At 55.1% G+C, this 19,834-nt stretch carries 18 protein-coding genes; 15 read left to right on the forward strand and 3 right to left on the reverse strand.

The features are described from left to right. The first annotated feature begins 4 nt into the window (after positions 1–4). The 12 genes from bamA to tilS all read left to right on the forward strand — a co-directional run bounded on the left by bamA (position 5) and on the right by tilS (position 15,688). Positions 5–2,422 (forward strand): outer membrane protein assembly factor BamA, encoded by a 2,418-nt coding sequence (gene bamA, locus HBM95_04195; protein NIH42143.1) that lies wholly within the window; start codon positions 5–7, stop codon positions 2,420–2,422. A gap of 122 nt (positions 2,423–2,544) precedes the next feature. Then, positions 2,545–3,039: a molecular chaperone Skp gene (gene skp, locus HBM95_04200; GenBank protein NIH42144.1), complete on the forward strand. Its 495-nt coding sequence runs from the start codon at positions 2,545–2,547 to the stop codon at positions 3,037–3,039. 3 nt (positions 3,040–3,042) lie between these two features. After that, a complete protein-coding gene (gene lpxD / locus HBM95_04205; GenBank protein ID NIH42145.1) occupies positions 3,043–4,068 on the forward strand; it encodes a UDP-3-O-(3-hydroxymyristoyl)glucosamine N-acyltransferase in 1,026 nt (341 codons plus the stop codon). A gap of 102 nt (positions 4,069–4,170) precedes the next feature. After that, complete coding sequence (gene fabZ / locus HBM95_04210; protein ID NIH42146.1) at positions 4,171–4,626, forward strand: 3-hydroxyacyl-ACP dehydratase FabZ; 456 nt, start codon at positions 4,171–4,173, stop codon at positions 4,624–4,626. Positions 4,627–4,629: 3 nt separating this feature from the next. Then, a complete protein-coding gene (gene lpxA, locus HBM95_04215) occupies positions 4,630–5,418 on the forward strand; it encodes an acyl-ACP--UDP-N-acetylglucosamine O-acyltransferase (GenBank protein ID NIH42147.1) in 789 nt (262 codons plus the stop codon). After that, entirely contained in the window at positions 5,418–6,566 is a 1,149-nt protein-coding gene (gene lpxB, locus HBM95_04220) for a lipid-A-disaccharide synthase (GenBank protein ID NIH42148.1), read from the forward strand. Before lpxA ends, lpxB begins: the two co-directional genes overlap by 1 nt. Continuing rightward, a complete protein-coding gene (gene rnhB / locus HBM95_04225) occupies positions 6,563–7,159 on the forward strand; it encodes a ribonuclease HII (GenBank protein ID NIH42149.1) in 597 nt (198 codons plus the stop codon). The genes lpxB and rnhB overlap by 4 nt, the downstream gene beginning before the upstream one ends. A 38-nt stretch (positions 7,160–7,197) precedes the next feature. Beyond that, entirely contained in the window at positions 7,198–10,680 is a 3,483-nt protein-coding gene (dnaE, locus tag HBM95_04230; GenBank protein ID NIH42150.1) for a DNA polymerase III subunit alpha, read from the forward strand. Positions 10,681–10,692: 12 nt separating this feature from the next. Further along, positions 10,693–11,652: an acetyl-CoA carboxylase carboxyl transferase subunit alpha gene (gene accA, locus HBM95_04235; GenBank protein ID NIH42151.1), complete on the forward strand. Its 960-nt coding sequence runs from the start codon at positions 10,693–10,695 to the stop codon at positions 11,650–11,652. 100 nt (positions 11,653–11,752) lie between these two features. Further along, a complete protein-coding gene (locus HBM95_04240; protein ID NIH42152.1) occupies positions 11,753–13,885 on the forward strand; it encodes a lysine decarboxylase LdcC in 2,133 nt (710 codons plus the stop codon). Between the two features lie 65 nt (positions 13,886–13,950). Next, positions 13,951–14,340 carry a VOC family protein gene (locus HBM95_04245; protein ID NIH42153.1) on the forward strand — a complete coding sequence of 130 codons (390 nt, stop codon included), beginning with the start codon at positions 13,951–13,953 and terminating at the stop codon, positions 14,338–14,340. Positions 14,341–14,398: 58 nt separating this feature from the next. Beyond that, positions 14,399–15,688: a tRNA lysidine(34) synthetase TilS gene (gene tilS, locus HBM95_04250; protein ID NIH42154.1), complete on the forward strand. Its 1,290-nt coding sequence runs from the start codon at positions 14,399–14,401 to the stop codon at positions 15,686–15,688. A gap of 28 nt (positions 15,689–15,716) precedes the next feature. Here tilS and rof read toward each other — a convergent pair whose 3' ends face one another. Together rof and HBM95_04260 are read right to left on the reverse strand one after the other, a co-directional pair. Beyond that, positions 15,717–15,977 (reverse strand): Rho-binding antiterminator, encoded by a 261-nt coding sequence (gene rof / locus HBM95_04255; GenBank protein NIH42155.1) that lies wholly within the window; start codon positions 15,975–15,977, stop codon positions 15,717–15,719. Continuing rightward, entirely contained in the window at positions 15,964–16,164 is a 201-nt protein-coding gene (locus tag HBM95_04260) for a YaeP family protein (protein ID NIH42156.1), read from the reverse strand. The genes rof and HBM95_04260 overlap by 14 nt, the downstream gene beginning before the upstream one ends. Before the next feature lie 196 nt (positions 16,165–16,360). Here HBM95_04260 and HBM95_04265 point away from each other — a divergent pair, with 196 nt between their 5' ends. Genes HBM95_04265 through nlpE form a run of 3 tightly spaced genes read left to right on the forward strand, consistent with a single transcriptional unit; the run spans position 16,361 to position 18,058 of the window. Then, positions 16,361–16,906, forward strand: a complete 546-nt coding sequence (locus HBM95_04265; GenBank protein NIH42157.1) for a YaeQ family protein — start codon at positions 16,361–16,363, stop codon at positions 16,904–16,906. Next, the gene (arfB, locus tag HBM95_04270; protein ID NIH42158.1) at positions 16,903–17,325 is read left to right on the forward strand and encodes an aminoacyl-tRNA hydrolase; all 423 of its coding nucleotides are present in this window, start codon (positions 16,903–16,905) and stop codon (positions 17,323–17,325) included. The genes HBM95_04265 and arfB overlap by 4 nt, the downstream gene beginning before the upstream one ends. A gap of 34 nt (positions 17,326–17,359) precedes the next feature. Continuing rightward, complete coding sequence (gene nlpE, locus HBM95_04275) at positions 17,360–18,058, forward strand: envelope stress response activation lipoprotein NlpE (GenBank protein ID NIH42159.1); 699 nt, start codon at positions 17,360–17,362, stop codon at positions 18,056–18,058. A 47-nt stretch (positions 18,059–18,105) separates the two neighbouring features. On the opposite strand, the gene proS is transcribed toward nlpE, so the two are convergent. Beyond that, a complete protein-coding gene (gene proS / locus HBM95_04280) occupies positions 18,106–19,824 on the reverse strand; it encodes a proline--tRNA ligase (protein ID NIH42160.1) in 1,719 nt (572 codons plus the stop codon). Positions 19,825–19,834: the final 10 nt, after the last annotated feature.

The raw sequence follows: 19,834 nt of genomic DNA on the forward strand, positions 1-19,834 counted from the left end.
AACGATGGCGATGAAAAAGTTGCTCATAGCGTCGCTGCTGTTTAGCAGCGCCACCGTATACGGTGCTGACGGGTTCGTAGTGAAAGACATTCATTTCGAAGGCCTTCAGCGTGTCGCCGTTGGTGCGGCCCTCCTCAGTATGCCTGTGCGCCCCGGCGATACGGTTAATGATGATGATATCAGTAACACCATCCGTGCTCTGTTTGCCACCGGCAACTTTGAGGACGTCCGCGTCCTGCGCGATGGTGATACGCTGCTGGTACAGGTAAAAGAACGTCCAACGATCGCCAGTATCACTTTCTCCGGTAACAAGTCGGTGAAAGATGACATGCTCAAGCAAAACCTTGAAGCATCGGGTGTTCGTGTGGGTGAATCTCTGGACCGCACAACCCTTTCAGACATTGAAAAAGGTCTGGAAGACTTCTACTACAGCGTCGGTAAATACAGCGCCAGCGTGAAAGCGGTTGTCACTCCGCTCCCACGTAACCGTGTTGACCTGAAACTGGTCTTCCAGGAAGGTGTTTCTGCGAAGATCCAGCAGATCAACATTGTGGGTAACCACGCGTTCAGCACCGACGAACTGATCTCGACCTTCCAGCTGCGCGATGAAGTGCCGTGGTGGAACGTAGTTGGCGATCGTAAATACCAGAAACAGAAACTGGCGGGCGACCTTGAAACCCTGCGCAGCTACTATCTGGATCGCGGTTATGCCCGCTTCAACATCGACTCGACTCAGGTCAGTCTGACTCCGGACAAGAAAGGTATCTATATTACGGTTAACATCACTGAAGGCGATCAGTACAAGCTTTCTGGTGTTGAAGTGAGCGGTAACCTGGCGGGGCATTCTGCTGAGATCGAATCGCTGACCAAAATTCAGCCAGGCGATCTGTATAGCGGCTCCAAAGTCACCAAAATGGAAGACAGCATTAAGAAGCTGCTCGGCCGCTATGGTTACGCCTATCCGCGCGTACAGACTCAGCCGGAAATCAACGACGCGGATAAAACCGTTAAGCTGCACGTTAACGTTGATGCGGGCAACCGTTTCTACGTGCGTAAGATCCGCTTCGTCGGTAACGACACCTCCAAAGACTCCGTTTTGCGCCGCGAAATGCGCCAGATGGAAGGTGCGTGGCTGGGCAGCGACCTGGTCGACCAGGGTAAAGAGCGTCTGAACCGTCTGGGCTATTTTGAAACCGTAGACACTGAAACTCAGCGTGTACCGGGCAGCCCGGATCAGGTTGATGTCGTTTATAAAGTGAAAGAGCGTAACACCGGTAGCTTTAACTTCGGCGTGGGCTACGGCACGGAAAGCGGCGTGAGTTTCCAGGTGGGCGTCCAGCAGGATAACTGGCTGGGTACGGGTTACTCTGTTGGTATTAATGGTACCAAAAACGACTACCAGACCTACTCTGAGTTCTCCGTTACCAACCCATACTTCACCGTTGACGGTGTGAGCCTGGGCGGTCGTATCTTCTATAACGACTTTAAAGCGGATGATGCCGATCTGTCTTCCTACACCAACAAAAGTTACGGTGTGGACGGAACGCTTGGCTTCCCGGTTAACGAATACAACACCCTGCGAGCGGGCTTAGGTTACGTGCATAACGACCTGTCCAACATGCAGCCGCAGGTGGCGATGTGGCGTTATCTGGACTCTATCGGCCAGTCTGCAAGCACATCCAGCGATGACAACGGTTTTGCTGCAGATGACTTCACCTTCAACTACGGTTGGACTTACAACCGTCTTGACCGCGGTTACTTCCCAACGGAAGGCTCTCGCGTCAACCTGAACGGTAAGGTGACCATTCCTGGTTCCGACAACGAGTTCTACAAGGTGACGCTGGATACCGCGTCCTACTTCCCGATTGATGACGATCACAAGTGGGTGGTTCTGGGTCGTACCCGTTGGGGCTATGGTGACGGTATCGGCAGTAAAGAGTTGCCGTTCTATGAGAACTTCTACGCGGGTGGTTCAAGTACCGTGCGTGGCTTCCAGTCCAACAACATTGGTCCGAAAGCGGTTTATTACGGCGGTAATGATGAAGATAACTGCGCAAGCCGTGATCCAAAACAAGTATGTAGCTCTGATGATGCGGTAGGCGGTAACGCCATGGCCGTGGCCAGCCTGGAGTTCATCACCCCAACGCCATTTATCAGTGATAAATACGCGAACTCCGTACGTACATCCTTCTTCTGGGATGCGGGTACGGTGTGGGATACCAACTGGCAGAACACTGCCCAGATGCGCGCAGCTGGCGTACCAGACTACAGCGATCCGAGCAATATTCGCATGTCTGCCGGTATCGCATTACAATGGATGTCACCGCTGGGGCCGTTGGTCTTCTCCTACGCCCAGCCGTTTAAGAAATACGATGGAGACAAAGCGGAGCAATTCCAGTTTAACATTGGTAAAACCTGGTAATAATCCGCTGCAACGGAATGCGTTGGCAGTGTAGCGCTGACAACCGGCGATCGGTCAAACGGTCGCCTTGCCACGCAAAGAACGGTACCTTCTGGTGCCAATGGGATGGTAAGGAGTTAATTGTGAAAAAGTGGTTATTAGCTGCAGGTCTCGGTTTAGCGATGGCAACTTCTGCTCAGGCAGCAGACAAAATCGCAATCGTCAACATGGGTAATTTGTTCCAGCAGGTTGCACAGAAAACGGGTGTTTCTGCGACGCTGGAAAACGAATTCAAAGGCCGTGCGAGCGAACTGCAGCGTATGGAAGGCGATCTTCAGTCCAAAATGCAGCGTCTGCAGCGTGATGGTTCTACCATGAAAGCAAGCGATCGCAGCAAACTGGAAAAAGACGTTATGGCTCAGCGCCAGACCTTCTCCCAGAAAGCGCAGGCTTTCGAGCAGGATCGTCAGCGTCGTTCTAACGAAGAGCGTGGCAAGCTGGTGACTCGCATTCAGACTGCTGTTAAAGCAGTTGCTGCCGATCAGAGCATCGATCTGGTTGTTGATGCGAACGCCGTTGCTTTCAACAGCAGCGATGTTAAAGACATCACCGCTGATGTTCTGAAACAGGTTAAATAAGTAATGCCTTCAATTCGACTGGCTGATTTAGCTCAGCAGTTGGATGCAGAATTACACGGTGATGGCGATATCGTCATCACCGCTGTTGCGTCCATGCAATCTGCTAAAGCTGGCACGATTACCTTCATGGTAAGTCCTAAGTACCGTGAACAACTGGCTCAATGCCAGGCGTCAGCTGTTGTTCTGACGCAGGACGATCTTCCCTTTGCCACTGGAAGCGCGCTGGTAGTGAAAAATCCCTACCTGACGTATGCACGCATGGCTCAAATTCTTGATACCACGCCGCAGCCGGCGCAGAACATTGCTGCCAGCGCAGCGATTGATCCGACGGCTAAGCTGGGTAACAACGTGGCCGTTGGCGCGAATGCGGTTATTGAATCTGGCGTTGAACTGGGCGATAACGTCGTCATTGGCCCTGGATGCTTTGTTGGGAAAAATACGAAAATCGGCGCTGGAACCCGTTTATGGGCCAATGTGTCCGTTTATCATGAAGTTGAAATCGGCGAAAATTGCCTCGTCCAGTCCAGTACCGTGATTGGTTCTGATGGCTTTGGCTACGCGAACGATCGCGGTAACTGGGTTAAGATCCCGCAGCTTGGTCGCGTTATTATTGGCGATCGCGTGGAGATCGGGGCCTGTACAACGATCGACCGTGGTGCACTCGACGACACGATTATTGGTAATGGTGTTATCATCGATAACCAGTGCCAGATTGCGCATAACGTTGTGATTGGCGACAATACCGCGGTTGCGGGGGGCGTCATCATGGCGGGCAGCCTGAAAATTGGTCGTTACTGCATGATTGGCGGCGCGAGCGTGATTAATGGCCATATGGAAATATGCGACAAGGTGACGGTGACGGGTATGGGCATGGTAATGCGTCCTATCACTGAACCTGGCGTCTATTCCTCCGGTATTCCGCTGCAACCCAACAAGGTATGGCGTAAAACAGCAGCTCTGGTGATGAACATTGATGATATGAGCAAGCGACTCAAGTCTCTTGAGCGTAAGATCGATCAACAAGACTAAACGTCACCCGTTTAACGCTATCTTTCCCGGCCTGTCGGCTTTCTAATAAACCGGCAGGCCGTGTTATTATTGTTATCAGTACATTTTGACAGGAAGAGTATTTTGACTACTGACACTCATACTCTGCATATTGAAGAGATTTTAGAACTTCTGCCGCACCGCTACCCGTTTCTGCTGGTAGACCGCGTGCTGGATTTTGAAGAAGGTCGTTTTCTGCGCGCAGTGAAAAATGTTTCCGTGAACGAACCGTTCTTCCAGGGACACTTCCCGGGTAAGCCTATCTTCCCGGGTGTGTTGATTCTGGAAGCGATGGCTCAGGCTACCGGTATTCTGGCGTTTAAAAGCGTCGGTAAGCTGGAGCCGGGTGAACTGTATTACTTCGCAGGTATTGATGAAGCGCGCTTCAAGCGTCCTGTCGTGCCTGGCGATCAGATGATCATGGAAGTCACTTTTGAAAAAACGCGTCGTGGCCTGACTCGCTTCAAAGGCGTAGCGCTGGTTGACGGCAAAGTTGTTTGCGAAGCGACGATGATGTGTGCTCGTAGCCGGGAGTCCTGATACGTGATTGATAAATCCGCCTTTATTCATCCTACCGCTATTGTGGAAACCGGTGCCATCATTGGTGCTAACGTCCACATTGGCCCGTTCTGTATTGTTGGACCCCATGTCGAAATTGGTGAGGGTACAGTACTGAAATCTCACGTTGTCGTGAATGGTCACACGACCATTGGCTGCAATAACGAGATCTATCAGTTCGCTTCCATCGGCGAAGTTAACCAGGATCTGAAATATGCTGGTGAGTCGACCCGTCTGGAAATTGGCGATCGTAACCGCATTCGCGAAAGCGTCACCATTCATCGTGGAACCGTGCAGGGTGGTGGGTTGACGAAGGTGGGCAGCGACAACCTGTTTATGGTTAATGCGCATATCGCGCACGACTGTACCGTGGGTGACCGCTGTATTCTTGCCAACAACGCAACGCTGGCAGGACACGTTTCGGTTGATGACTTCGCAATTATTGGCGGCATGACCGCAGTCCATCAGTTCTGCATCATTGGTGCACACGTGATGGTCGGCGGATGCTCCGGTGTGGCGCAGGACGTCCCACCGTATGTGATTGCGCAGGGCAACCATGCCACGCCGTTTGGCGTGAACATCGAAGGCCTCAAGCGTCGTGGTTTTAGCCGCGAAGCGATTACCGCCATCCGCAACGCGTACAAATTGCTGTACCGTAGCGGTAAAACGCTGGAAGAGGCGAAGCCGGAAATTGCCGAACTGGCGAACAAGCATCCTGAAGTGAACGCGTTCATGGAGTTCTTTGACCGTTCAACAAGGGGCCTGATTCGTTAATGGTCGACAGTCGTCCGCTTACGATAGCCCTGGTCGCCGGAGAAACCTCCGGCGATATTCTTGGTGCAGGTCTCATCCGTGCGCTTAAGGCGCGTGTACCCAATGCTCGCTTTGTGGGCGTAGCGGGCCCGCTGATGCAGGCCGAAGGCTGTGAAGCCTGGTATGAAATGGAAGAGCTGGCCGTTATGGGCATCGTTGAGGTGCTGGGGCGCCTGCGACGCTTGCTGCATATTCGTGCCGATCTCACCCGCCGCTTTACCGAACTCAAACCCGATGTGTTCGTCGGTATCGATGCACCCGATTTCAACATTACCCTCGAAGGTAATCTGAAAAAGCAGGGCATCAAAACCATTCACTACGTCAGTCCGTCCGTGTGGGCGTGGCGACAGAAACGCGTTTTCAAAATCGGACGGTCCACCAACCTGGTGCTGGCTTTCCTGCCTTTCGAAAAAGCGTTTTACGACAGATTTAATGTTCCGTGCCGTTTTATCGGTCATACCATGGCGGATGCGATGCCGTTGGATCCGGATAAAAACGCGGCGCGCGACGCGCTGGGCATCCCGCACGATGTGCACTGTCTGGCGCTGCTGCCGGGCAGCCGTGGCGCAGAGGTAGAGATGCTGAGCGCTGATTTCCTGAAGACCGCGCAGATTCTTCGCCAGACCTATCCCGATCTTGAAGTGGTTGTGCCGCTGGTGAATGCCAAACGCCGCGAGCAGTTTGAGCGCATCAAAGCCGAAGTCGCCCCGGATCTTCACGTCCGTCTTCTCGACGGAAAAGGGCGGGAAGCCATGTACGCGAGCGATGCCGCTCTGCTGGCCTCTGGTACGGCGGCGCTGGAGTGTATGCTGGCGAAATGCCCGATGGTGGTCGGTTATCGTATGAAGCCGTTTACCTTCTGGCTGGCAAAACGTCTGGTGAAAACGGATTATGTCTCCCTGCCAAACCTGCTTGCCGGGCGCGAGCTGGTAAAAGAGCTGTTGCAGGATGAGTGCCAGCCGCAGGCGCTGGCGGATGCCCTGCTGCCGCTGCTGGCCAACGGCAAGACCAGCCACCAGATGCACGATACCTTCCGTGAACTGCACCAGCTGATCCGCTGTAATGCTGATGAGCAAGCGGCTGATGCAGTGCTGGAGTTAGCAAAATGATGGAATTTATTTATCCCCACACGCACCTCGTTGCCGGAGTGGATGAGGTCGGACGCGGCCCGCTGGTGGGGGCCGTGGTGACCGCGGCGGTGATCCTCGATCCAACGCGCCCGATTATTGGTCTGAATGACTCAAAAAAACTGAGTGAGAAGCGCCGACTGGCACTGTTCGATGAAATTAAAGAGAAGGCGCTGGCCTGGAGCGTTGGGCGCGCAGAGCCGAATGAGATTGACGATCTGAATATTCTCCACGCCACGATGCTGGCAATGCAGCGAGCTGTTGCTGGCCTGAAGGTTGTGCCTGAATATGTGCTGATCGACGGTAACCGTTGCCCGGCGCTGCCTATGCCTTCTATGGCCGTCGTTAAAGGCGACAGTCGCGTCGCAGAGATCAGTGCAGCTTCTATTATTGCCAAAGTGACGCGCGATGCCGAAATGGCCGCGCTGGACCTTACTTATCCTCAGTATGGTTTCGGCCAGCATAAGGGGTATCCAACGGCTTTCCACCTGGAAAAGCTGGCTGAACATGGCGCAACCGAACATCATCGGCGCAGTTTTGGCCCGGTGAAGCGCGCGCTGGGACTGGTGTCCTGAATCAATACGCAAGCAATTAAGTAACGCGGAATCTGAAGATGGCTGAACCACGTTTCGTACACCTGCGGGTGCATAGCGACTACTCCATGATCGATGGGCTGGCGAAGACCGGGCCGCTGGTAAAAAAGGCGGCCTCTCTGGGCATGCCCGCGCTGGCGATCACCGATTTTACCAACCTGTGTGGCCTGGTGAAGTTCTACGGAACGGCGCATGGCGCGGGAATGAAGCCTATCGTCGGTGCGGATTTTCATGTGCAGAGCGATCTCATCGGCGATGAGCTGACGCAAATCTCCGTGTTAGCCATGAACAATACGGGCTACCAAAACCTTACCCTGCTTATCTCAAAAGCCTATCAGCGCGGTTACGGCGCACTGGGCCCGTGGATTGACAGGGACTGGCTGGCTGAACTGAACGAAGGGCTGCTGTTGATCTCCGGTGGCCGCATGGGCGATGTCGGTAAATCACTGCTGCGCGGTAACAGCGCGCTGGTGGATCAATGCGTCTCGTTCTATGAAGAGTACTTCCCGAATCGTTACTATCTGGAACTGATTCGAACCGGTCGGCAGGATGAAGAGAACTATCTGCACGCTGCTGTCGCGCTGGCAGAAGAACGCGGCTTGCCCGTTGTGGCGACGAATGACGTGCGTTTCCTGGAGTCCGGTGATTTTGACGCGCACGAAATTCGCGTTGCTATCCACGATGGCTTCACCCTCGACGATCCGAAACGTCCGCGCAACTACTCATCGCAGCAGTACATGCGCAGCGAAGAGGAGATGTGCGAGCTCTTCTCCGACATTCCGGAAGCGCTGGAAAACAGCGTGGAGATTGCCAAGCGCTGTAACGTGACCGTGCGCCTGGGCGAATATTTCCTGCCGCAGTTCCCGACGGGGGACATGACCACGGAAGATTTCCTGGTCATGAAATCGAAAGAAGGTCTGGAAGAGCGTCTCGAATTCCTGTTCCCGGATGAAGAAGAGCGTAAAAAACGTCGTCCGGAGTATGACGAACGCCTGGATATTGAACTTCAGGTGATTAACCAGATGGGCTTCCCTGGCTACTTCCTGATCGTAATGGAGTTTATCCAGTGGTCGAAGGATAACGGCGTTCCGGTTGGTCCGGGCCGTGGCTCGGGGGCGGGCTCGCTGGTGGCGTATGCGCTGAAAATCACCGACCTCGATCCGCTGGAATTTGACCTGCTGTTCGAACGCTTCCTCAACCCGGAACGTGTTTCCATGCCCGACTTTGACGTCGACTTCTGCATGGAAAAACGCGACCAGGTTATCGAGCACGTAGCCGATATGTACGGCCGTGACGCGGTTTCGCAGATCATTACCTTCGGCACCATGGCGGCGAAAGCGGTTATCCGCGACGTGGGCCGCGTGCTGGGTCACCCGTACGGTTTTGTTGATCGTATTTCTAAGCTGGTACCGCCCGATCCGGGCATGACGCTGGCAAAAGCGTTTGAAGCCGAGCCGCAGCTGCCGGAAATCTACGAAGCTGACGAAGAAGTCAAAGCGCTGATCGACATGGCGCGTAAGCTTGAAGGCGTGACGCGTAACGCCGGTAAGCACGCGGGGGGCGTGGTTATCGCCCCGACCAAAATCACCGACTTTGCGCCGCTCTACTGCGACGAAGCGGGCCAGCACCCGGTCACCCAGTTCGATAAGAACGACGTGGAATACGCCGGGCTGGTGAAGTTCGACTTCCTCGGCCTGCGCACGCTGACCATCATTAACTGGGCGCTGGAGATGATCAACGCCCGCCGCGAGAAGAACGGCGAGCCGCCGCTGGATATCGCGGCCATCCCGCTGGATGACAAGAAAAGCTTCGACATGCTGCAGCGCTCGGAGACGACAGCCGTCTTCCAGCTTGAATCCCGCGGCATGAAAGACCTGATTAAACGCCTGCAGCCCGACTGCTTCGAAGATATGATCGCACTGGTGGCCCTGTTCCGTCCGGGCCCGCTGCAGTCAGGGATGGTAGATAACTTCATCGACCGTAAGCACGGACGCGAAGAGATTTCCTACCCGGACGTGCAGTGGCAGCACGAAAGCCTGAAGCCGGTACTGGAGCCAACCTACGGCATCATCCTGTATCAGGAACAGGTCATGCAGATTGCCCAGGTGCTTTCCGGCTATACCCTCGGCGGCGCGGACATGCTGCGTCGTGCTATGGGTAAGAAAAAACCGGAAGAGATGGCCAAGCAGCGCTCTATTTTTGAAGACGGTGCGAAGAAAAACGGCGTTGACGGCGAACTGGCGATGAAAATCTTCGACCTGGTGGAGAAATTCGCCGGGTACGGGTTTAACAAATCCCACTCCGCTGCCTATGCTTTGGTTTCGTACCAGACGTTGTGGCTGAAAGCGCATTATCCCGCTGAGTTTATGGCGGCGGTGATGACCGCCGATATGGACAACACCGAGAAGGTGGTAGGCCTCGTGGATGAGTGCTGGCGCATGGGTCTGAAGATCCTGCCGCCGGATATTAACTCCGGGCTTTACCATTTCCACGTCAACGATGACGGAGAGATCGTCTACGGGATCGGCGCGATCAAAGGCGTGGGTGAGGGGCCGATCGAGGCGATCATCGAAGCGCGTAACAACGGCGGCTACTTCCGCGAGCTGTTCGATCTCTGTGCCCGTACCGATACCAAAAAACTGAACCGCCGCGTGCTGGAAAAGCTGATCATGTCCGGCGCGTTCGACAGGCTGGGGCCGCACCGCGCCGCGCTGATGAACTCTCTCGGCGATGCGCTGAAAGCAGCCGATCAGCACGCGAAAGCGGAAGCCATTGGCCAGGCGGATATGTTTGGCGTACTGGCGGAAGAGCCAGAGCAGATTGAGCAGTCTTACTCCAACTGTCAGCCCTGGCCAGAACAGGTGGTGCTGGATGGTGAACGTGAAACGTTAGGTTTGTACCTGACGGGACACCCGATCAACCAGTACATCAAAGAAATTGAGCGCTATGTCGGAGGCAACAGGCTAAAAGACATGCATCCGACAGATCGTGGTAAAATCACCACGGCTGCGGGGCTCGTGATTGCTGCAAGGGTTATGGTCACCAAGCGCGGCAATCGTATCGGCATCTGTACGTTAGATGACCGTTCCGGGCGTCTGGAGGTGATGCTGTTCACCGACGCGCTGGATAAATACCAGCAATTGCTGGAAAAAGACCGCATACTTATCGTCAGCGGACAGGTCAGCTTTGATGACTTCAGTGGGGGGCTTAAAATGACCGCCCGCGAAGTGATGGACATTGACGAAGCCCGGGAAAAATATGCTCGCGGGCTTGCTATCTCGCTGACGGACAGGCAAATTGATGACCAGCTTTTAAACCGACTCCGTCAGTCTCTGGAACCCCACCGCTCGGGGACCATTCCAGTACATCTCTACTATCAGAGGGCGGATGCACGTGCGCGGTTGCGCTTTGGCGCAACGTGGCGTGTCTCTCCGAGCGATCGTTTACTGAACGATTTGCGTGGCCTCATTGGTTCGGAGCAGGTGGAACTGGAGTTTGACTAATACAGGAATACTATGAGTCTGAATTTCCTTGATTTCGAACAGCCGATTGCTGAGCTGGAAGCGAAAATCGATTCTCTGACAGCGGTAAGCCGTCAGGATGAAAAACTGGATATTAACATCGACGAAGAAGTGCATCGTCTGCGCGAAAAAAGCGTAGAACTGACGCGCAAAATCTTTGCCGATCTCGGCGCATGGCAGATCGCCCAGCTGGCGCGTCACCCACAGCGTCCGTACACCCTGGATTATGTCCGCCTGGCGTTTGACGAATTTGACGAACTGGCAGGCGATCGCGCATACGCTGACGACAAAGCTATTGTCGGCGGTATCGCGCGTCTGGACGGACGCCCGGTGATGATCATTGGTCATCAGAAAGGCCGTGAAACCAAAGAGAAAATCCGTCGTAACTTCGGTATGCCAGCACCAGAAGGCTACCGTAAAGCCCTGCGTCTGATGGAGATGGCCGAGCGTTTCAATATGCCTATCATCACCTTCATCGACACTCCGGGTGCATACCCTGGCGTGGGCGCGGAAGAGCGTGGCCAGTCTGAAGCCATCGCACGTAACCTGCGGGAGATGTCTCGCCTGAAGGTGCCGGTCATCTGTACCGTTATCGGCGAGGGTGGTTCCGGTGGTGCGCTGGCGATTGGCGTGGGCGATAAAGTGAATATGCTGCAGTACAGCACCTATTCCGTTATCTCTCCGGAAGGCTGCGCGTCCATTCTGTGGAAAAGCGCCGACAAAGCACCGCTGGCCGCTGAAGCGATGGGAATCATTGCGCCACGTCTGAAAGAGCTGAAGCTGATCGACACCGTTATCCCGGAACCTCTGGGCGGCGCGCATCGTAAGCCGGAAGTGATGGCTGCTTCCCTGAAAGCACAGCTGCTGGCCGACCTGGCCGATCTGGACGTCCTGAGCAAAGAAGATCTGCTCAACCGTCGTTACCAGCGTCTGATGACCTACGGTTACGCATAAGCTTCACAATTATCTGAAAAGCCGCACGATGTTGCGGCTTTTTTTATACCTGCCGTTTACCTTAACTATGCTTATCTGATGTTTTTCAAGGAGGTAAACCATGAACATCATTGCCATCATGGGGCCACACGGCGTCTTTTATAAAGACGAGCCCATCAAGGAGCTGGAGCAAGCCCTGAAAGCACGCGGATATCAGCTAATCTGGCCGCAGAACAGCGCCGATCTGTTAAAATTCATCGAACATAATCCGCGCATCTGTGGCGTGATATTCGACTGGGACGAATACGACATGGAGCTGTGCAGCGAGATCAACAGGCTGAATGAATATCTTCCGCTCTACGCCTTTATCAACACTCACTCCACCATGGATGTCAGCGCTCACGATATGCGCATGGCGCTGTGGTTCTTTGAATACTCACTCGGCGTGGCGGAAGATATTGCGACCCGCATTCAGCAATACACTGGCGAATATCTTGATAACATCACACCGCCGTTTACACGCGCGCTGTTCACCTATGTGAAAGAGGGGAAATACACCTTCTGTACGCCGGGACACATGGCCGGAACGGCCTATCAAAAAAGCCCGGTGGGGTGCCTGTTCTACGATTTCTTCGGCGGCAATACCCTGAAAGCAGACGTGTCGATTTCAGTGACCGAGTTAGGCTCTCTTCTGGATCACACCGGCCCGCATCTTGAAGCTGAAGAGTATATCGCCCGCACCTTTGGCGCCGAGCAGAGCTATATGGTGACCAACGGCACCTCGACCTCGAACAAAATCGTCGGAATGTACGCCGCGCCAACCGGAAGCACGTTGCTGATTGACCGTAACTGCCATAAATCGCTGGCGCACCTGCTGATGATGAGCGACGTCGTCCCGATCTGGCTGTCACCCACGCGTAACGCGCTCGGTATCCTCGGCGGCATTCCGCGCCGGGAGTTCACGCATCAAGCCATCGAAAGTAAGGTTGCGGCGATACCCGACGCAAGCTGGCCTGTCCATGCGGTGATTACCAACTCCACCTATGATGGTCTGCTCTACAATACGAACTGGATCAAGCAGACGCTGGACGTACCGTCGATCCACTTCGATTCCGCGTGGGTGCCGTACACCAATTTCCACCCGATTTATTCGGGTAAAAGTGGGATGAGCGGCGAGCGCGTGCCGGGCAAAGTGTTTTTCGAAACGCAGTCGACGCACAAAATGCTGGCCGCATTTTCGCAGGCGTCTCTTATTCACATCAAAGGCGAGTACGACGAGGATACGTTTAACGAAGCCTTTATGATGCACACCACCACCTCACCGAGCTATCCGCTGGTAGCCTCTATTGAAACGGCCGCGGCGATGCTGCGCGGTAATCCGGGTAAACGCCTGATTAACCGCTCGGTGGAACGGGCGCTGCATTTCCGTAAAGAGGTCCAGCGGCTGAAGGATGAGGCCGACGGCTGGTTCTTCGATATCTGGCAGCCGGAAGCGATCGACGAGGCGGAGTGCTGGCCCGTCGCGCCGGGAGAGAGCTGGCACGGCTTCCGCGATGCCGATGCGGACCACATGTTCCTCGATCCGGTTAAGGTGACGATCCTGACGCCGGGGATGGACGAGCAGGGCGTGATGGGCGATGAAGGGATCCCCGCCGCGCTGGTGGCGAAGTTCCTTGACGAGCGCGGCGTGGTGGTGGAGAAGACCGGCCCCTACAACTTGCTGTTCCTGTTCAGTATCGGGATCGATAAAACCCGGGCAATGGGGCTGCTGCGCGGGCTGATGGAGTTTAAGCGCGCCTACGATCTCAACCTGCGGGTGAAGAACATGCTGCCGGATCTCTACGCGGAAGATCCTGACTTCTACCGCACGATGCGCATTCAGGATCTGGCCCAGGGGATCCACAGGCTGATCCGCCAGCACGATCTGCCGCGCCTGATGCTCCAGGCGTTTGATGTCCTGCCTGATATGAAACTGACGCCTCACAAGGCCTGGCAACGGCAGGTGAAAGGTGAAGTCGAAACCGTTGAGCTGGAAAACCTGGTCGGGCGGATATCGGCCAACATGATCCTGCCGTATCCACCAGGTGTGCCGCTGCTGATGCCGGGTGAGATGATCACCGAGGAGAGCCGGGCGGTGCTCGATTTCCTGCTAATGCTCTGTTCGGTAGGACGCCACTATCCTGGCTTTGAAACGGATATCCACGGCGCGAAACGTGATGAAAACGGCGTGTACTGGGTGCGAGTCCTAAAATAGATGTGACCGCTTGCCAGGTGTGGGTTTTCGGTTGTAACGTTCAGGCATCATAAAAAGGAGAAGCTATGCTGGGTTTAAAAGCGGTTCACCATATTGCGATCATTGCCACCGATTATGCGAAAAGTAAGGCCTTCTACTGCGACATTCTTGGCTTTACGCTCATGAGCGAAGCTTACCGCGAGGAGCGTGACTCCTGGAAGGGCGATCTCGCGTTAAACGGGCAGTATGTGATTGAGCTGTTCTCTTTTCCTTTCCCGCCTTCGCGTCCGTCCCGCCCGGAAGCCTGCGGTCTGCGTCATCTGGCCTTCAGCGTTGATGACCTTGATAGCGCAGTAAAACATCTGGAAGCGCACGGCGTGACGTGCGAGGCGATTCGTGTCGATCCGTTTACCGACAAGCGCTTTACCTTTTTTAACGACCCGGACGGCCTGCCGCTGGAGCTTTACCAGCAGTAATGTTTGTCCTGTGTGATAATGCCCGCTCAGTTCGGGCATTTTTTATGTGTAATTTCCTATGACCTTACCCGCTATCGCACAAGCCGTTTCACCGTACCGCCAGCTGCTGGTGGGGTTTAGCGGTGGCCTGGATTCCACCGTGTTGCTGCATCGCCTTAAGCTCTGGCGCGACCGGGACCCTGACGTCCAGCTTCGGGCTATACACATCCATCACGGATTAAGCCCTCACGCGGAGGAGTGGGTGGCGCACTGTGAAGCCTTGTGTGAGGCGTGGGCTATCCCGCTCGTCGTTGAGCGCGTCACGCTTGCGGATGAAGGACTGGGTATTGAGGCGCAGGCGCGTAAAGTTCGCTACGCCGCGTTTGCCGGGGCATTACGTACTGGAGAAGTGCTGGTCACGGCGCAGCATCTGGACGATCAGTGCGAAACTTTTTTGCTGGCGCTTAAGCGGGGCAGCGGACCCGCGGGGCTTTCCGCCATGCCGGCGCGTTCTGAGTTTGCCGGGACGCAACTATTGCGTCCGCTGCTTGGCGAGACCCGCGCATCGCTGGAATCCTGGGCGCGGGAACATCAGCTGAGCTGGATCGAAGATGAGAGCAACCAGGACGACAGCTACGATCGTAACTTCCTGCGTCTGCGCGTCCTCCCGCTTTTAAGCGAGCGCTGGCCGCATTTTGCCGACGCGACAGCAAGAAGCGCCATGCTGTGCGCCGAACAGGAAAGGCTGCTGGATGAGTTACTCAGCGAAGAGCTGGCTGATCTGATCTCTGAAGACGGTGCGCTGGCGATCGCGCCGCTGGAGGCGGTAAGCCCGGTGCGCCGGGCCGCGCTGTTACGCCGCTGGCTCGCCTCTCATCATGCTGTGATGCCGTCGCGGGCAATGCTGAGCCGTATCTGGGACGAAGTCGCACAGGCGCGGGAAGATGCGTCCCCCTGCGTACACCTGAATGGCTTCGAGGTCAGACGCTATAAAGGAAAACTCTGGTGGGTAAAATCCTTCCCCCCGCTGACCAATGTGGTGCTCCACTGGCCGTCACCGGAGGCTCCGTTAATATTGCCCCAGGATGCGGGGAGTGTCTCTCTGATGCCGACGGGTCATGTACGTCTGCCAAACCCCGGTGAACCGGTCAGCGTGCGCTTTAAGGCTGGCGGCTTGCTGCATATCGTCGGACGCAACGGGGGACGGAAACTGAAAAAGATATGGCAGGAATGCAACGTGCCGCCGTGGCTGCGCGACACCACGCCGCTGCTGTTCTACGGTGAAACGCTGATTGCTGCTGCAGGGGTGTTCATCACGGAAGCGGGGTGGACAGAAGAAGGGGCATGCTTCGAGTGGCGGAAAGCGTAACGGGCAGCCCGGCTGCCCGTTAGTGTCATCAGGATTCGCTCACCACGACGGTGCCGATTTGCGGGTGGCTGAAGCTGGCTATTTTGTCCAGACGCAGCTCACGCGTCGCACCGGCGTCTTCCACGACCAGGTATTCCACATTCTTGCGTGAAACCAGATCGCTGGCCTTCGCCTTCAACACTTCGCCATCTTTTAGCTCCAGCGTCAGTAATAAATGATGCTGGCAGGCGAGTTCGAGGTTGTCATAGTCATCACAATTGATGGGTTGATAAGTATCATTCATCGACATAATCGCTCACCAGTAAATTCGCCGCAGCATACGCTGCTTTTTCCCTGACCGACTCTGAAAGGCTCTCATCAGAGGCCACTTCATTAAGCACTTTCAATACACAGCCCAACGCGTCCGGGACATACCCCAGATCTCCGCTGGCGATTTCCGCATACCGTTTGCGAATTAACTCACAATAATTATTCACATCCCCTCCCGCCAGCGCACTGACTTACTGTGAGATATCATTAAGCCTACGAAGATAAACTCGGTTTAGCAAGGTGACTATACCATACTCATTTAAGCAATATCAGCGCCTTGATAGTGGTGTATTTATTACTCCGTAACAGCCTTTTGCCTCTGTTTTCGCTACAATGTGCGGCTGATTCGAATGGAGTTCTCTCATGGCGCTGAAAGCGACAATTTATAAAGCAGTGGTCAACGTGGCCGATCTTGATCGCAACCAGTTTCTGGACGCGTCGCTTACTCTGGCACGCCACCCCTCCGAAACTCAGGAGCGCATGATGCTGCGCCTGCTGGCGTGGATTAAATACGCCAACGAGCGGCTGCAGTTTACCCGCGGCTTAAGCGCGGAAGACGAGCCTGAAGCCTGGCTGCGCAACGATCATCTTGGGATCGATTTATGGATTGAACTCGGTCTGCCGGACGAGCGCAGGATTAAAAAGGCGTGTACTCAGTCCGCGGAAGTGGCCTTATTCGCCTATAACCAGCGCGCGGCGGAAATCTGGTGGCAACAAAATAAGAATAAATGCGCGCAGTTTAAAAATCTCGCCGTCTGGTATCTGGATGATGAACAGCTGGCGCAGCTGAGCGAGTTCGCCGGCCGGACGATGGCGTTGCAGGCAACGATTCAGGACGGCGCCATCTGGCTTTCTGATTCTCAGAATAATCTGGAAATTCATCTGACGGCCTGGCAGTCTGCGCCATGATCGTTTTGTCCCGAAACGTCAGCATCCCTGATAACGAGCTGGAGATCACCGCCATCCGTGCTCAGGGAGCGGGTGGACAGCACGTCAATAAGGCTTCAACGGCTATCCATTTGCGTTTTGACATTCGGGCATCAAGCCTGCCAGAGTATTATAAGGAAAGTCTGCTTGCTGCCAGCCATCACCTGATCACCAGCGAAGGTGTGATCGTGATTAAAGCCCAGGAGTACCGCAGCCAGGAATTAAACCGGGAAGCGGCGGTAGCCAGGCTGGTGGCGGTCATCAAAGAGTTAACGGCAGTACAAAAAAGCCGCCGGGCAACGCGGCCAACCCGCGCATCGAAAGAGCGTCGGCTGTCCTCGAAAGCCCAAAAATCCACAGTGAAAGCACTACGCGGTAAAGTTCGTCGCCCGATGGAGTGACGAAAGGGAACACAATTTTCATAAGGAATTCATTGTGAAAAAAGCATTATTTTCAGCGCTGGCAGTGAGTACGCTGTTTGCGCTTTTCGGGTGTAACAACCGTTCTGAAACGCAGGTTTTGCAGCCAGCGCAGAATGAAGAGTTAAAGCCAATGCAGCAGAGCTGGCGGGGCGTATTGCCTTGCGCGGATTGCGAAGGCATTGAAACGTCACTGTTCCTGCAAAAAGACGGTACCTGGGTGATGAACCAGCGCTATCAGGGCGCGAAAGAACCCTCTTCATTTGCGACTTACGGGACATGGGCGCGTACGGCTGAGAAGCTGGTGCTGACGGATACCTCCGGTGACAAAACCTGGTTCCGCCCTAAAGGCGAGAACATGGAAATGCTCGACCGGGAAGGCAATCCGATTGAATCCCAGTTCAACTACACGCTGACACCGGTGAAAGCGGCGCTGCCTGCCACGCCGATGGCGATGCGGGGAATGTATTTCTATATGGCGGATGCGGCGATCTTTACCGACTGCGCTACCGGTAAGAAAGTCAGCGTGGCAAACAATGCACAACTTGAACGTGATTACGCCGTGGCGCGCGGCAATGACAGCAAGCCGATATTGTTGACGGTTGACGGCCACTTTACGCTGGAGCCAAACCCGGATAGCGGGGAGATGGTGAAAACGCTGGTGGCAGATAAAGACGTGAAATTTATTGCGGGCAAAGACTGTAGCAGCAAATAAGCTGACGTTGAGCCATTAAAAAACCCCGCCTGAGCGGGGTTTTTTGTTTAGCCTTTGATGGCTTTCACCAGGTAATCAAGAATATCGCCGGTCTTGATCATCTGTTTTTCGCCGCTGCGACGATATTTGTATTCAATCTCATCGCTGTCGAGGTTACGGTCGCCAATGACGACGGTGTGCGGGATACCGATCAGTTCCATATCGGCAAACATCACGCCCGGACGCTCTTTGCGGTCATCCATCAGCACTTCAATACCCTGAGCGCGCAGCTCGGCGTACAGCTTCTCGGCCAGCTCCTGCACGCGGTAAGATTTGTGCATGTTCATTGGCAGAATAGCCACCTGGAACGGCGCAATGTTGTCCGGCCAGACGATGCCGCGCTCGTCGTAGTTCTGCTCGATGGCCGCAGCCACCACGCGCGTCACCCCGATACCGTAGCAACCCATGGTCAGGATCTGGTTACGGCCATCTTCACCCTGAACGGCGGCGTTCAGCGCGCGAGAGTATTTATCGCCCAGTTGGAAGATGTGGCCAACTTCGATGCCGCGCTTAATCATCAGGGTACCCTGACCGTCCGGGCTTGGATCGCCTGCAACCACGTTACGGATGTCAGCCACTTCTGGCGTCGCCACGTCGCGATCCCAATTGATGCCGAAGTAATGTTTACCGTCGATGTTAGCGCCCGCGGAGAAGTCGCTCATTGCTGCAACCGTGCGGTCAATAACGACAGGAACCGGCATATTCACCGGACCGAGAGAGCCTGGGCCGGCATTCACTACGGCACGGATTTCCGCTTCCGTTGCGAACGTCAGCGGGCTGGCTACCTGGGGCAGCTTCTCGGCTTTTACTTCGTTCAGTTCATGATCGCCACGCACCAGCAGGGCAACCAGCGGGTAAGCGCTGCCTTCGGTGGATTTCACCAGCAGCGTTTTCACTGTTTTTTCGATCGGCAGACTGAACTGCTCAACCAGCTCGGCGATGGTTTTCGCGTTTGGCGTATCAACCAGCGTCATCTCTTGCGTGGCCGCGCCGCGTGGTTCTTTTGGTGCCAGCGCTTCTGCAAATTCGATGTTCGCCGCGTAGTCTGAAGAGTCAGAGAAGATCACATCGTCTTCACCGCTCTGTGCCAGTACCTGGAACTCATGGGACGCGCTGCCGCCGATGGAGCCGGTATCAGCCTGCACAGCACGGAAATCCAGACCCATGCGAGAGAAAATTTTGCTGTAAGCCTCGTACATTTTGTCGTAGGTCTCTTGCAGCGATTCCTGTGACGTATGGAAAGAGTAGGCATCTTTCATCAGGAATTCACGAGAGCGCATCACGCCGAAACGTGGGCGCACTTCGTCACGGAACTTGGTCTGGATCTGGAAGAAGTTCAGCGGCAGCTGTTTGTAAGAGCTCAGCTCATTACGAATCAGGTCGGTGATCACTTCTTCGTGTGTTGGGCCGAGAACGAACGGACGCTCGCCGCGATCGACGAAGCGCAGCAGTTCTGGGCCATATTGCTCCCAACGGCCGCTCTCCTGCCACAGGTCAGCGGGCTGAACCACAGGCATGGACACCTCGATAGCACCGGCGTTGTTCATCTCTTCACGCACGATGTTTTCGACTTTTTTCAGGACGCGCACGCCGGTCGGCAGCCAGGTGTATAACCCGGAGGCCAGCTTGCGGATCATCCCGGCGCGCAGCATCAGCTGATGGCTGATCACTTCGGCGTCGGCAGGCGTCTCCTTCAGAGTGGAGAGCAGATATTGGCTAGTACGCATGTTGTTACGG

The sequence above is a fragment of the Enterobacter asburiae genome (assembly GCA_011754535.1).
GTDB classification, from domain to species: domain Bacteria; phylum Pseudomonadota; class Gammaproteobacteria; order Enterobacterales; family Enterobacteriaceae; genus Enterobacter; species Enterobacter cloacae_N.